At 40.8% G+C, this 14,615-nt stretch carries 14 protein-coding genes and 1 pseudogene; all 15 read left to right on the top strand.

The window, feature by feature from the left end; translation table 11 throughout:
- Nucleotides 1-4 precede the first annotated feature (4 nt).
- Entirely contained in the window at nucleotides 5-1,540 is a 1,536-nt protein-coding gene (locus A3835_07915; protein ORI06677.1) for a peptide ABC transporter substrate-binding protein, read from the top strand.
- 12 nt (nucleotides 1,541-1,552) lie between these two features.
- Nucleotides 1,553-2,491 carry a dipeptidase gene (locus A3835_07910; GenBank protein ORI06676.1) on the top strand — a complete coding sequence of 313 codons (939 nt, stop codon included), beginning with the start codon at nucleotides 1,553-1,555 and terminating at the stop codon, nucleotides 2,489-2,491.
- Complete coding sequence (locus tag A3835_07905) at nucleotides 2,488-3,288, top strand: peptide ABC transporter permease (protein ID ORI06675.1); 801 nt, start codon at nucleotides 2,488-2,490, stop codon at nucleotides 3,286-3,288. Before A3835_07910 ends, A3835_07905 begins: the two co-directional genes overlap by 4 nt.
- The gene (locus A3835_07900; GenBank protein ORI06674.1) at nucleotides 3,285-3,965 is read left to right on the top strand and encodes a 5-methyltetrahydropteroyltriglutamate--homocysteine methyltransferase; all 681 of its coding nucleotides are present in this window, start codon (nucleotides 3,285-3,287) and stop codon (nucleotides 3,963-3,965) included. The genes A3835_07905 and A3835_07900 overlap by 4 nt, the downstream gene beginning before the upstream one ends.
- The gene (locus A3835_07895) at nucleotides 3,962-4,711 is read left to right on the top strand and encodes an ABC transporter ATP-binding protein (protein ID ORI06673.1); all 750 of its coding nucleotides are present in this window, start codon (nucleotides 3,962-3,964) and stop codon (nucleotides 4,709-4,711) included. The genes A3835_07900 and A3835_07895 overlap by 4 nt, the downstream gene beginning before the upstream one ends.
- A 26-nt stretch (nucleotides 4,712-4,737) precedes the next feature.
- The gene (locus A3835_07890; protein ID ORI06672.1) at nucleotides 4,738-5,814 is read left to right on the top strand and encodes a diacylglucosamine hydrolase like protein; all 1,077 of its coding nucleotides are present in this window, start codon (nucleotides 4,738-4,740) and stop codon (nucleotides 5,812-5,814) included.
- Between the two features lie 111 nt (nucleotides 5,815-5,925).
- Nucleotides 5,926-6,372: a 3-hydroxyacyl-[acyl-carrier-protein] dehydratase FabZ gene (locus A3835_07885; GenBank protein ID ORI06671.1), complete on the top strand. Its 447-nt coding sequence runs from the start codon at nucleotides 5,926-5,928 to the stop codon at nucleotides 6,370-6,372.
- A gap of 26 nt (nucleotides 6,373-6,398) precedes the next feature.
- A complete protein-coding gene (locus A3835_07880) occupies nucleotides 6,399-7,187 on the top strand; it encodes an acyl-[acyl-carrier-protein]--UDP-N-acetylglucosamine O-acyltransferase (GenBank protein ORI06670.1) in 789 nt (262 codons plus the stop codon).
- Nucleotides 7,187-8,419, top strand: coding sequence for an ATP-dependent Clp protease ATP-binding subunit ClpX (locus A3835_07875; GenBank protein ID ORI06669.1), 1,233 nt, complete (start codon nucleotides 7,187-7,189; stop codon nucleotides 8,417-8,419). Before A3835_07880 ends, A3835_07875 begins: the two co-directional genes overlap by 1 nt.
- A gap of 9 nt (nucleotides 8,420-8,428) precedes the next feature.
- On the top strand, nucleotides 8,429-9,466 hold the full coding sequence (locus A3835_07870) for a rod shape-determining protein (GenBank protein ORI06668.1): 1,038 nt from the start codon (nucleotides 8,429-8,431) through the stop codon (nucleotides 9,464-9,466).
- On the top strand, nucleotides 9,456-10,211 hold the full coding sequence (locus A3835_07865; protein ID ORI06667.1) for a rod shape-determining protein MreC: 756 nt from the start codon (nucleotides 9,456-9,458) through the stop codon (nucleotides 10,209-10,211). Before A3835_07870 ends, A3835_07865 begins: the two co-directional genes overlap by 11 nt.
- Entirely contained in the window at nucleotides 10,211-13,471 is a 3,261-nt protein-coding gene (gene carB / locus A3835_07860) for a carbamoyl phosphate synthase large subunit (protein ORI06666.1), read from the top strand. The genes A3835_07865 and carB overlap by 1 nt, the downstream gene beginning before the upstream one ends.
- Nucleotides 13,468-14,181 (top strand): hypothetical protein, encoded by a 714-nt coding sequence (locus A3835_07855; protein ORI06665.1) that lies wholly within the window; start codon nucleotides 13,468-13,470, stop codon nucleotides 14,179-14,181. Before carB ends, A3835_07855 begins: the two co-directional genes overlap by 4 nt.
- Nucleotides 14,181-14,381 carry a hypothetical protein gene (locus A3835_07850; GenBank protein ID ORI06664.1) on the top strand — a complete coding sequence of 67 codons (201 nt, stop codon included), beginning with the start codon at nucleotides 14,181-14,183 and terminating at the stop codon, nucleotides 14,379-14,381. The genes A3835_07855 and A3835_07850 overlap by 1 nt, the downstream gene beginning before the upstream one ends.
- Nucleotides 14,374-14,615, top strand: a pseudogene (locus tag A3835_07845) (restriction endonuclease). The gene A3835_07850 and the pseudogene A3835_07845 overlap by 8 nt, the downstream one beginning before the upstream one ends.

Below are 14,615 nucleotides of genomic sequence, written 5' to 3'. Positions count from 1 at the left end.
TGCAGTGGTGAAGAAATTTTTATTCGTATTTTTCTTGTTGTTTAGCACCTATCTTTACGCAAATGAGAGTAAAGTCGTGGTCGCTATCGAGGAGCAAACACCTCGTATAAATCCACTTTACGACGAGGATCACGATCCTACGCTTTCACTCGTTTTTTCGGGGCTTACGAGCCACGATGAAAATAGCCACGTCGTGCCTGAGCTTGCAAAGTCTTGGCAAGTAAGCAACGATGAGTTGGAGTATGTTTTTGAGCTAAGAGATGATGCCTTTTGGCATGACGGAGTGAAATTTAGCGCAAAGGACGTTAAATTTACCATTGAAGCAGCTCAAGATAAGAAGCTAAATGCGCCTGCTATCTCAAATTATGAAGTCGTAAAAAGCGTTGAAATTTTAGGGGATTATAAAGTAAAGATTACGCTTAATGAGCCGTTTCCGCCATTTCTTGACGCGCTTAGCTTTGGCGTTTTGCCTGAGCACATTTTAAAAGGCAAAGATATCTCAACCGATAAATTTAACGAGGCTCCAGTAGGAACTGGCGCATACAAGCTAGTAAAATGGAAAAAAGATGAGAGCTTGGAATTTGCGGCAAATGAGAAATTTTACAATGGCGAGCCAAAGATAAAAAGGGTATTTTTTAAAATTGTTGGTGATGAAAATTTAAGGCTCGTTGGGCTTAAAAGTGGTGAGATCGACGTTGCGCTTATTTCTCCAACTGGTGTAAATTTCATAAAAGATGATAAAAAGCTTAGCCTACTTAAGTTTAAAAGTGCGGACTATAGAGCTTTGATGTTTAACTTTAATGATCCTCTTTTTCAAGATAAAAATGTAAGAATCGCCCTAAACTACGCGGTAAATAAAGATGAGATAGTTAAAAATTTATTTCACGGATATGCAAGCGTAGCGAATAATCCGATAGAAAAAAGCTTTGCAAATGACGGTGAGTTTAAATTTAGCTACGATCCGCAAAAGGCCAAAGAGCTACTTGAAAAGAGCGGCTTTAAGAAAAACAAGGCTGGCTTTTTTGAAAAGGACGGCAAGGAGCTTGGCTTTGACATCTACGCCTTTAATAACGATATCTTAAGGGTCAATCTAGCCAAAATTTTAAGCAGCGAGTTTGAGAAATTTGGCGTAAGAGCCAAAGCCTACGCAAAGCCAAGAACGGCCTTTAGCATAAGCAAGGTTGATAGCTTCGTGATCGGCTGGGGAAGCCCATTTGATCCAGACTTTCACACATATAGAATTTTTGGCGGATTTGCCGACATCGATGTCAATGAAAATGGCTGGAATTTTAGCCACTACAAGGACGCAAACGTCGATCTTGCCTTGAAAAACGCAAGATATACAAAGGACTTGGAGCTTAGGAAAAAATACTACAAAGAATTTCTAAAAGCGCTTTTTGAAAATCCACCTTACATTTTTATAGCCTATCTTGACTACCCGCTCGTTTTTAACAACAAAATTTCAGGCATAAAGACGCAAATTTTAGGCCACCATGGGGCTGGATTTTTATGGAACATAAGAGAGTGGCAAGTAAAATAGTGGATAAAAACTTTGTTTAGAGCTATTTTAAAAACAGCGATCTCAAGCCTTGGGTTGCTGTTTTTTATCTCATTTTTTCTATTTTTGCTCATATATTTTTTGCCAGGAAACGTCACTGATGCGATGTTTTTGCGAAGTGAGGCGGTGAGCGTGGCTGTAAAAGAGCAAATTTTAGAAAATTTGGGGCTAAAAGATGGCTTTTTCGTGCAGTATTTTAGGTGGCTGGCTCACTTTGTTACGGGCGACTTTGGCACTAGTTTTGTAAGTGGGGCAAGCGTGTCGCTGCTAATTAAAGAGCGGCTTTTAAACTCGCTCATTTTATTTGTAAACTCGTTTTTTCTGATAGCTCTTTTGTCCTTTCTCTTGGGGCTTTTAAGCGCCATTTATAAGAATAAATTTGCCGATATCTTTATAAATTTTAGCTCGTTTTTACTAGCTTCATTGCCGCATTTTTACATCGCACTTGTGCTAATAGCGATCTTTAGCGTCTATCTAAACGTGCTACCAAGCTCTGGGGCAAACGAGCTAGGATCTAGCGGAGTTGGGATGAAATTTATCATCTTGCCAACGCTTGCCATCATCTTGCCACACCTTGGCGCAAACGTGAAATTTGTAAGAGACACGTTAAATCAAAGCCTAAACGCCGACTTCATCCAAACGGCTCACGCTAGAGGTTTGGGACGCGGCAAAATTTATCTCTTTGCTATAAAGCATGCAAGCACCGATATAGTCTATTATTTTGCCACCCTTGTGGCTGGCGTTTTTGCTGGCTCATACGTCATTGAGAGTATTTTTTCATTTCCAGGCATTGGTAAGCTTAGCCTTGATGCGGTGATCGCCAAAGACTATCCAGTCGCACTTTCGACCATTTTGCTAACAGCTGTTTTTGTCGTTTTGGCAAATTTGCTAGCTAAAATTTTCGCTATCTTGGCAGATAAGAGAAATTTATGAGAAAAGTCATATTTTTCCTAGCCTGTTTTGTATTTTTAGCTCTTGTCACATTTGCCTTTGTGACGCCATTTTTTTCTAAATTTGAGCCAAATTTCACTGACTTTATGGCGGTAAATTTAGCTCCAAACGGCGAACACATCTTTGGCACGGACATACTAGGCAGGGACAATCTCATAAGAGTTGCCTACGCGCTTAAAAACTCGCTTCTTGTTTTGCTGCTAGCTGGCTTTTTAACGACGCTTTTTTCGCTCATCTACGCATATTTTGGCACGAGCAAGAGCAGGGTTTGCGAGAGCCTTTTTGATAAGGGGCTTGATGCCTTTTTAAGCATACCAAACATCGTTTTTATCATGCTTTTTAGCTCATTTAGTAGTGGAGATCTTTTGATAACATCTTTTATCATCGCCATTTGCTCCTTTATGCAGGGCGCAAAGGTCTTTATGCAAAATTTAAGACTTAATAAAAAGTGCGACTACGCCGAGCAAGCTGTTATAAATGGCGCTAGCAAATTTAGCCTGATCTGCTTTGAAATTTTGCCAAATTTAAAGCATCTAATAGTTAGCATCTTTGGCATAAACGCTATAAACGCGGTTGTCATGGAGGCCACACTTGGCTTTTTTGGCGTGGGTAGCGACGCAAACAAGATAAGCCTTGGCATCATGCTAAATGAGAGCAAAGAGGCACTTTTTTTGGGCTCTTGGTGGATGGTGCTTTTCCCTGGCGTGACGCTCTTTTTGCTTATCCTAGCAACATCGATCATCACCTCAAATTCAAAAAATGGCAATATAAAAATATGATAGAGATTAAAAATTTAAACGTTTTTTATAAGGACAAAAAGCTTTTGCGAGAGCTTGATTTTGGTATGAGTGAGGGTAAATTTATAGGTATCACTGGTGCAAGTGGCAGCGGCAAATCGCTCTTTGCAAAGAGCCTAATAAGGCTTTTTGATGATGAATTTAGGGTGAGGGCGGATAAATTTAGCATTTATAAAAAAGATATCTTAAAACTTAGCCAAAATGAGCTAAAAGAGCACCGAAAAAAGGTCGCCGCGCTTGTTTTTCAAAACTCAGTTGCAAGCCTTCATCCACTCTTAAACGTGGGCGATCACTTTAACGCTTATCTAAATGGCGATAATAAGGCGAATAAAGAGCTTGCATTTAGCTACTTTAAGGAGTTTGGTCTAAATAACGCAAATCTCATCTGGCACAAATACTCATATGAACTAAGTGGCGGTGAGGCTAGCCGCGTACAGATCGCTCTTGCGCTTTGTTTAAAACCAAAAATTTTAATCTGCGATGAGATAACAAGTGGGCTTGATAGCATTAGCGGTAGCCACGTGGCGGGCATCTTAGAGAGCCTAAAGGACAAGATGAGCGTCATATTTATCTCGCACGATGAGGCGCTGACGAACTATCTTAGTGATGAGATTTGGCAGATGAGAGATGGGCGGCTAAATTTAAAGGAAAATGCGTGAAAATAAGGCTCAAAAACGTCTCAAAAAGTTTAAGTTTTAAGGAGCATTTTAACGCTAAGGCTGAAATTTTGCACCTTTTAGATGAGATAAATTTCGAGCTTGATGATGGCGAAAATTTAGCCATTTTGGGTCAAAGTGGCAGTGGTAAAAGCACGCTTGCAAAGCTCATATCATTTAGCGAGCCAAAAAGTGGGGGTAAAATTTATATAAACAGTGAAGAGATCACGGACAAAAATGAGCTCAAAAAAGATATCAGATATATCTTGCAAAACCAAAAACAAGCCCTAAATCCAGCGCTAAAAGTAAAAACAGCCATCGCTCACGTGAGGTCGTATCTTAAGCTTAGCTTTAGCAAAAATGAGCTTAAAGAGCTTCTAGCAAATCTAAATTTAAAAGATGAAATTTTAGAAAAATACCCATCTCAGCTAAGTGGCGGTGAGGCGACGAGGGTTGGGATATTGCTAGCGCTTCTTTCAAAACCAAAGATCTTAATCTGCGACGAGATAACAAGCGGACTTGACAATGAAACGAAGCAAAAGATCATAAATTTGCTTTTAAACTTGGATGAAAATATTAGTATCATCTTTATCACACACGATATTTTAAGTGCGATGAAGATAGCGCAAAAGGTGCTAATCATAGAATCTGGCAAGCAAGTGGCTTTTGGTAAATTTGATGATCTTGCAAGCCAAAATGTCCTTAAAAAATACCTTGACGCGGCTAAATTTTATGAGGGCAAACTTTGATATAATGCAAGCAAAAAAGGTCAAATTTGCTAGTTCATATCTGCTGCTCGGTCGATAGCCACTACTTTTTACAGCGCCTACGAAAAGACTTCCCAAACGAGCGAATAGTAGGCTATTTTTATGATCCAAACATACATCCATATAGCGAATTTCTACTGCGTTTTGAGGACGTGAAGCGAAGCTGCGAGAAGCTAGGCATCAAGCTTTTATGTGGTGAATACGATTATGAAGCGTGGCTTGGTGGCACAAAAGGACTTGAAGATGAGCCAGAAAAGGGCAAAAGGTGCGAATACTGCTTTGATTTTCGTATGGCAGACTCTGCCAAAAAAGCGCTCAAACTAGGTCTTAGTAAGATCACAACGACACTCTTGATGAGTCCAAAAAAGGACTTTTCTCAGCTTAAAAAGGCGCTTGATGAGGCGGTGGCTGGCTCAAATTTGGAGGCTGTTGCAGTTGATTATAGAAAAAATGGTGGAACAAGCGAGCAGTTTATCCTCGCTAAAAAAGACAAGCTCTACCACCAAAACTACTGCGGCTGCGTCTTTGCGCTAAAAAAACAGCGAGACTCGCAAAATTTGCCTCAAAGTGAGCTGATGAGTGAGGTTCACGCAAGGGCTCTTTATGGTAGCATAGAGGCAAGACTTGAGCTTTACAAAAAGGTGCGCGAGTGCGAGGCAAAGGGGGAGAAATTTCACCTTTTTAGGAGGCGATTTTTAAACTACAGACTTTTGCGCGCTAGTGTTAAATTTAATGGAGTTGTGGTGCCAAGCTACTTTCTGCTCTACTCTGGCTTTAAAAGAGAGAATTTAAAGCTTAATGTGGAGCGTGACTGCGAAATGGACGATGAGCTAAAAGAGGGCGCGATATTTATGAGCATAGAGCGCTTTAATAAATTTACAAATAGCAAATTTAAAAGCGTTGATGAGCTTTGCAAAATGCCACTTAAGCTTGGCGCTGAGATGAAATTTCGCCGTGATATAAGCGGGGAGTTTTCGCAAAATCCTATCATCATCTTAGACGAGGTCAAAAAGGGCAGCTACGAAATTTACGCAAAGGCTCTTTTTTACAACGACAGCGAAGAAATTTTGGTTTTAGAGCACTAAATTTAAATTAATCAAAGCTAAATTTCAGAGATTTTTAAAAGAGGCTAATAATTTTTTTCTTAGTATAAATTTGTTACAATCGCCACAAATTTACATTACTAAGGCTAAAACGTGATAGACGTCGTAGAAATTCAAAAAATTCTCCCACATAGATTTCCATTTTTACTTATAGATAGAGTTGTTAAGCTAGAGCCAGCTAAGAATATCGTGGCTTATAAAAATGTAACCATTGGCGAGCCGATATTTCAGGGACACTTCCCGGGCCATCCGATATATCCTGGCGTTATGATAATCGAAGGCATGGCACAAGCTGGCGGCGTGCTAGCTTTTAAGAGCATGAGTGATGAGCATCAAGCTGGTATCGAGAATAAAGTAGTCTATTTTATGAGCATAGACGGAGCAAAATTTCGCCATCCAGTCCGTCCTGGAGATAGGCTAGAGTATAGACTAAATGTGCTAAAACACAAAGGAAATATCTGGGTGCTCGAGGGCAAAGCATATGTTGATGATGTGCTATGCGCCGAGGCTGAACTAAAAGCGATGATAGTCGATAAATAGGCTTTTGCTTAAGAAAAAGAGAAACAATGAAAAACATCCACAAAACAGCTGTAATAGAAGATGGAGCGATAATCGGAGATGACGCAAACATCGAGGCTTACGCATTTGTTAGCAAAGATGCAGTCCTTGGTAATAACGTCACGATAAAGCAAGGCGCAAGGGTGCTTGGCAAGACTAAGATCGGCGACAACTCTCGTGTATTTAGCTACGCGATCGTGGGCGATATCCCACAAGATATCAGTTATAAAGATGAGGTCGATACCGGTGTCATTATCGGTGAGCACGCAACTATACGTGAGTTTTGCACAATAAACTCAGGCACGCACAAAGGCGATGGTATAACAAGGATCGGTGATAATGCCTTTATCATGGCCTACTCTCACATCGCACACGACTGCATAATAGGCAACAACGTCATTTTGGCAAATAACGCAACTCTAGCAGGCCACGTCGAGCTTGGTGATTATGCTGTTGTGGGCGGTCTTACGCCTATTCATCAGTTTGTTAGAGTAGGGGAAAGCTGCATGATCGCAGGTGCAAGCGCGCTTAGCCAAGATGTAGTGCCATTTTGCCTAGCTGAGGGCAACAGGGCTTATATAAGAAGCTTAAATTTGGTTGGCATTAGACGCAGATTTGATAAAGAGCAAGTTGAGGAGCTAGTTCGCGCTTATAAATTTTTGTTTAATCAAGGCATTAGCCTAAAAGATCAAGCAAACGAGCTAATAGCAAAAACCAGCGATGAAAACGTAAAAAAAATGTGTAAATTTATATTAGAAACGACAAGAGGAATTCCGCTTGCAAAAGGAAGAGATTAATGGCTAGAAAGTGTAATTTTTGTGGAGAGGCAGAGTCTGCCGAGAGAAGATTACTCGCTGATATCGAAGGAAATGCCTATATATGCGAGTATTGTATCGCTGCTGCATACGATATGATACATGGAGATACTAGCGTAGAAGAGAGTAAAAACGGCGAAACGATAGAGTATCAAAAGCTCACACCAAAGGAGTTAAAAGCGGTACTTGATAACTACGTGATCGGTCAAGACAGGGCTAAAAAGGTCTTTAGTGTCGGCGTATATAACCACTATAAGAGAATTTTTAAACAAAGTGACATCAAAGACGATACTGAAATTTCAAAATCAAACATCTTGCTTGTTGGCCCAACTGGAAGCGGCAAGACGTTGATGGCTCAAACTTTAGCGAGATTTTTAGATGTGCCTATCGCAATTTGTGATGCCACAAGCCTAACTGAGGCTGGATATGTCGGTGAGGACGTTGAAAATATCCTTACTAGGCTTTTACAAGCTGCAAATGGCGATGTTAAAAAGGCGGAGCAAGGTATTGTCTTTGTCGATGAGATCGATAAGATCGCTAGAATGAGTGAAAATAGAAGTATCACAAGAGATGTCTCAGGTGAGGGCGTACAACAAGCGCTTTTAAAGATCATCGAAGGTAGCGTCGTAAACATCCCACCAAAAGGTGGCAGAAAACATCCAAACCAAGACTTCATCCAGATAGATACGACAAATATTTTATTTGTTTGCGGTGGTGCATTTGACGGACTTCTTGATATTATCGAGAGAAGAGTTGGTAAAAACGTACTCGGATTTAACCAAGAAAAACGTGGTAAAAACGAAAAAGAAAATTTACTAAGCCAACTTGAGCCAGACGATCTTGTAAGATATGGCCTCATCCCAGAGCTCATTGGCAGACTTCACGTGGTGGCTACTTTAAACGAGATAACAAAAGAAGATATGGTAAAAATTTTAACTGAGCCAAAAAATGCGATATTAAAACAATACCAAAAGCTTTGTGCGATTGACGGTGCTACACTTAAATTTGATGATGAGGCACTTGAAGAGATAGCAAGTCTGGCTATCGAGCGAAAGACTGGAGCCAGAGGGCTTAGAAGTATAATGGAAGAGCTTATGACAGACATAATGTATGAGCTACCAGAGTTAAAAGAGTATGATATTGTTATCTCAAAAGAGACTGTAAAAGATAAGGCAAAGCCAATTTTAATAAAGCACGATAAGAAAATAGCGTAAAGGAAATAGATGTTTTTAGATCAGGTTATAGGTTTTTTCTCAAGTGATATGGGCATAGATCTAGGTACGGCAAATACACTTGTTTTGGTAAAAGATAAAGGCATAATAATAAACGAGCCTTCTGTTGTTGCAGTAAGGCGTGAAAAATATGGCAAGCAAAAAATTTTAGCAGTCGGACATGCTGCAAAAGAGATGGTAGGAAAAACTCCAGGCGATATTGAGGCGATAAGGCCGATGAGAGATGGTGTTATTGCGGATTTTGATATGACTGAGCGTATGATACGCTATTTTATAGAAAAGACTCATAAAAGAAAAAGCTTTTTACGCCCAAGAATCATCATCTCGGTTCCTTATGGACTAACTCAGGTTGAAAGAAAGGCCGTTAGAGAAAGTGCCTTAAGTGCTGGTGCAAGAGAGGTATTTTTGATAGAAGAGCCTATGGCAGCAGCGATTGGCGCAAATTTACCAGTTCGTGAGCCACAAGGTAACCTAGTAGTTGATATCGGTGGTGGTACGACTGAGATAGGTGTTGTCTCGCTTGGTGGTCTAGTCATCTCAAAATCAATCCGCACAGCTGGCGATAAGATTGATATTAGCATTGTTAATTACATAAAAGAGAAATATAACCTACTAATAGGCGAGCGAACTGGCGAGGAGATAAAGATTGCCGTAGGTTCTGCCGTGCAGCTTGAAAAAGAGCTAAGCGTAGTGGTAAAAGGTCGCGACCAGGTAAGTGGTCTTTTAAGTAGAGTTGAGCTAACTAGCGAAGATGTGAGAGAGGCGATGAGAGAGCCACTAAAAGAGATTGCAGATGCGCTTAAAACTGTACTTGAAATGATGCCACCTGATCTTGCTGGCGATATCGTGGAGACTGGTATCGTGCTAACTGGCGGCGGTGCTCTTATTAGGGGACTTGATAAATTTTTATCTGATATCGTTAAACTTCCAGTTTTTGTGGCAGATGAGCCACTTCTCGCGGTTGCTAGAGGAACGGGCAAGGCACTTGAAGAGATTGGGCTTTTACAACAGCTGACAAATGAAGAGTAAGATTGTTCTTTTTGTTTTTATAGCATTGCTTGCTACGGCCTCAGTTTTCAAGGGAGAAATTTTAAGTAATCTTTCTATCGGGTTTAGTAACTATGCTACAAATTCATACGACAATTTTGCTAAAAGCGTGAAAGACTATATAAACGAGTATTTTAGGCAGGCTAGTGAGATAGAAAAACTAAGAGCGCAAAATGAAGAGCTAGAGCGCTCAGCCACGCTTCTTTCTACTTTTGCGAACGAGCTAAATCAAATTTTAAAAGATAAAAACTCAACTGCCTATGCCCCAGCTGTAAAGCTTGTAAAAGGGCTTAGCTACGTGCATATTGGGGATTATAATAAAATTTGGATAAGTGAGTTTGAAGGATATGACCCAAATAAAATTTACGGGCTTATCTATCAAGGAAATAGCGCTGGTATCGTCATTGCAAAAGATGGTAAGCCACTAGCTTACTTGCAAAATGACCCAAAAAGTATATTTGCAGTTTATATAGGAAATGACAAAATTCCAGGCGTCGCACATGGAAATCAAGGCCAAATAATGGTGAAATTTATCCCACAATGGCTCAGCCCAAAAGAGGGCGACGAGGTCTTTACGAGCGGGCTTGACGGGATATTTTTTAGTGGGGTGCCAGTAGGGCGCGTGAGTAAAATTTTAAAAGAGAGCTCCTATCAAAGTGTGATAGTTGAGCCCTATGCAAAGCTAAACATACCAAACTATCTATACGTTGTAACAAAGGAAAAATGATGCCAAAAAGAACAGACATAAATACCATTTTGCTAATCGGCTCAGGCCCTATCGTCATCGGTCAAGCCTGCGAATTTGACTACTCAGGCACACAAGCAGCCAAGACGCTAAAAGAGCTTGGATACCGCGTAGTGCTTATCAACTCAAACCCAGCCACCATCATGACTGACCCAAATTTCGCCGACGCAACGTATATAGAGCCGATCACAAAAGATAGCATTTTAAAGATTATCGAAAAAGAAAATATTGATGCCATCTTGCCAACGATGGGCGGACAAGTAGCGCTAAATGCCGCTATGGAGGTCTTTGAGAGCGGACTTTTAAAGGATGTCAAATTTCTTGGTGCAAACCCAGAAGCGATAAAAAAAGGCGAAGATAGACAAATTTTTAAAGCGACCATGCAAAAGATCGGCATGGACCTGCCTGAGAGTAGATATGCTTACAATATGGATGATGCGCTAAATGCGGCAAACGAAATAGGCTTTCCGCTCATCATAAGAGCTAGCTATACGCTCGGTGGCGCAGGAAGTGGCGTGGCTTACAATATGGACGAGTTTAAAGAGCTAGCCAATACTGGCCTTGACGCAAGCCCGATACATGAAATTTTGATAGAAGAGAGCTTGCTTGGCTGGAAAGAGTACGAGATGGAGGTCATTAGAGATAGAAATGACAACTGTATCATCGTCTGCTCAATCGAAAATTTCGACCCAATGGGCGTGCATACAGGCGATAGTATCACGGTCGCACCAGCACTCACACTCACAGATAAAGAGTATCAAGCTATGCGTGACGCTAGCTTTGCCATACTTCGCGAGATCGGCGTTGATACTGGCGGCAGCAACGTGCAGTTTGCCATAGACCCAAAAAGTGGCCGCATGATCGTTATCGAGATGAACCCACGTGTTAGTCGAAGCTCAGCCCTTGCAAGTAAGGCTACTGGTTATCCTATCGCAAAAGTCGCGACACTGCTTGCAGTTGGTTTTAGTCTAGATGAGATTAAAAACGACATCACAGGTACGCCTGCTAGCTTTGAGCCGGTGATCGACTACATCGTGACAAAAATTCCACGTTTTACATTTGAGAAATTCCCAGGATCAAACCCATATCTAGGCACTGCGATGAAGTCAGTTGGCGAGGTCATGGCGATAGGCAGGACGTTTAAAGAGAGTATTCAAAAGGCGCTTTGTAGCCTAGAGCGCGATCTTTGCGGATTTAGCAGCCTTAGCCTAGAGAAAAACGCTTTGATTTATGGCATCAGAAATGCAAATGAGAGAAGAATTTTATATCTAGCACAAGCCTTTAGAGATGGATTTAGCGTGGCTGAGGTGTATGAGTTTAGCAAAATCGATCCTTGGTTTTTAGAGCAAATTTACGAGATAGTTAAATTTGAAGATAAGATCGATATGGATATCTTAAACAACGAAGAGCTACTTCGAGAGGCCAAAAGCATGGGCTTTTCAGACAAGATGATAGCCGTGCTTATAAATGAAAAAGACGATCTTGAGCTTAGCCAAAATGATATCTATTTTGCTAGGCAAAAGCTTGGCATCGAGCTTGAATATAACGAGGTCGATACTTGTGCAGGCGAATTTAAGGCGCTAACGCCGTATCTTTACTCAACCACAAATATCACTAAATTTCCTAAAAAAGAGCTAGCAAAAGAGGCTAAAAAGGTGATGATAATAGGTGGCGGTCCAAACAGGATCGGCCAGGGCATAGAGTTTGACTACTGCTGCGTGCATGCAAGCTACGCTTTAAGAGACCTTGGCATAAAAACGATAATGTACAACTGCAACCCAGAAACCGTCTCAACCGACTACGACACGAGCGATATTTTATATTTTGAGCCGATCGATTTTGAGCATGTTAGAGCAGTCATCGAGCGCGAAAAGCCAGACGGGGTGATCGTGCATTTTGGCGGCCAAACTCCACTTAAATTTGCAAAACGCCTAAGCGTGATCGGTGCTAAGATCATCGGAACAACTGCAAGAGTGATCGATGTGGCCGAAGATAGAAAGAAGTTTAGCGAATTTATAAATAAAATAGGCGTTCTTCAGCCTAAAAATGACACCGCCACTAGCTTAGAGGAAGCCTTACAAAAGGCCGCAACTATTGGCTATCCAGTGCTTGTTCGCCCAAGCTACGTCCTTGGCGGTAGGGCGATGAGAAGGGTACACAACGAGAGCGAGCTAAAAGAGTATATGAGTGAAGCGGTAAAGGTTAGTAACCACTCGCCAGTGCTACTTGATAAATTTTTACAAGATGCAAAAGAGCTCGACGTAGATGCGATATGTGACGGCAAAGAGGTCTATATAGGTGCTATAATGGAGCACATCGAGGAGGCTGGAATTCACTCTGGCGACTCGGCTTGCATACTGCCACCGATGAGTTTAAGCGAAGAAATGATAAAAAAGGTAGAGAAGCAAACCAGAGATATCGCACTAAATTTAGGCGTCATTGGCCTTATGAATATCCAGTTTGCCATCTATGAAAACGAGCTTTATATGATCGAGGTAAATCCTCGCGCGAGCAGGACCGTGCCGTTTGTGAGTAAGGCCACTGGCGTGCCTATGGCAAAGGTGGCAACAAGAGTCATGTGGCAGGGAAATTTACGTGAGGCGCTTAAATTTTATGATGATTACAAAGTTGTTTATGAGGACGGCGACATCCTAAAACCACGCGTTAGCTCGCATATTTGTGTAAAAGAGTGTGTATTGCCATTTAACAAGCTAAGTGGCGCCGATCTCATCCTTGGCCCTGAGATGAAAAGCACTGGCGAGGTCATGGGTATTAGCCACGACTTTGCAAGCTCATTTGCAAAGAGTCAGATCGCTGCTAGCAACACTTTACCAAGCAAGGGTAGGGTCTTTTTAACGCTAGCTGACGCTGATAAATCTTACGCGCCAGACTTTGCAAGAGAGCTAATAGCGCTTGGCTTTAGCATCATAGCAACTGGTGGTACACATAAAATTTTAAGCGAGGCTGGTGTGGAGGCCGAGTTTGTCTATAAGATAAGCGAGGGCAGACCAAACGTCGAAGATAGGCTCAAAAACGGCGATATCGCACTTGTTATAAATACAAGCGATACAAAATCAAGCGTGGATGATGGCAAAAAGATCCGTCAAAACGTGCTTAGATTTAAAATTCCTTACTTTACAACGATCCGCGCAGCACTTGCAGCCGCTAAGTCGCTAAGCTCGGTACAAACAGGCAAAGCACTTGAAGTAAAAAGCTTGCAAGAGTATCTAAGCGAGAAATGAACCAAAAAGAGTGCGTAGTAGAAGCGTTAGCTAGCCTTGGTGGCATGGCAACGCTTTTTGATCTTTATCATAAAACTGATGTTAGCACTTGGGGTAGTAAAACTCCATTTGCTAGCATAAGACGGATAGTACAGACCAATAAAGAATTTTATAAGATCAGAGCCGGACTTTGGGGGCTTTGTGAGTTCAGAGATAAAAATTTAGCCAAAACAGGCGATAGTAAGAGTGAGCAAAATGAGAAATTTACACATTCTTATTTTCAAGGCGTTATCGTTGAGATAGGAAATTTAAGACATTTTCAAACATTCATCCCAGCTCAAGATAAGAACAAAATTTATAAATCAGATAAGAAACTTTGCGAGCTTGCGAGCTTGAGTGAGATATATAAATTTAGTTATGAAGATATCGTTAAAAGAGCAAAAACAATAGATGCAATATGGTTTAACGAAAGAAATTTGCCAAACTCGTTTTACGAAGTTGAACATAGTACAGACTTTAAAAATTCACTAAATAAATTTTTTGAGCTTCAAGACTTTAATGCTAGGATGTTTATAGTCGCAGACAAAAAGAGGGAAAGAGAGTATGAAAGCGTTTTGAGAGCTAGCATCTACGAGCAGATAGCTCAAAAGGTAAAATTTGCTAGTTACGAAGATATATCAAGGCAGCTTGAAAGAGAGAGTGAGCAAGCATTTATAAAAATGGGGATTTAATGAGTGAATTTGAAGTTGAGATAACTGAAATTTTAAGTAAAAAAATAAAGTTTAAAGCAAAAGATCAGCATGAGGCATGTAAGATCGCCAAAAAGGCTTATGAAAAGAGCGAGATCGTGCTTGGAGCTGATGATTTTACTGAGGTGAAATTTAAATCTTGTCCACAAGTAAGCCAAAAGATCAAGGTAAAAAATGAATAATATAACTCCTTTTGATGAATTTATGGCAAGTTTAAAAGAGACAAATGCTACACTTGGCTACTTTTGTGATTTTGAAAAATGTTCTAAGAACCTTGCGAAGGTCGCTATCAAACTTAATGCTTTAAATTCTTTGCTTGGTTCAAAAGATTTGAAAACAGATATTTTCACGCTTTTTAGAGAATATCGAAGCTGTTTTGAGGTGCTAAATTTACTAATTGCCGTTCGAGAAAGTGG

The organism is Campylobacter concisus, from assembly GCA_002092835.1.
Classification (GTDB): Bacteria; Campylobacterota; Campylobacteria; order Campylobacterales; family Campylobacteraceae; genus Campylobacter_A; species Campylobacter_A concisus_K.
Note: the sequence above shows the minus strand (reverse complement) of the source record. Positions and strands in the feature narration are given on the sequence as shown.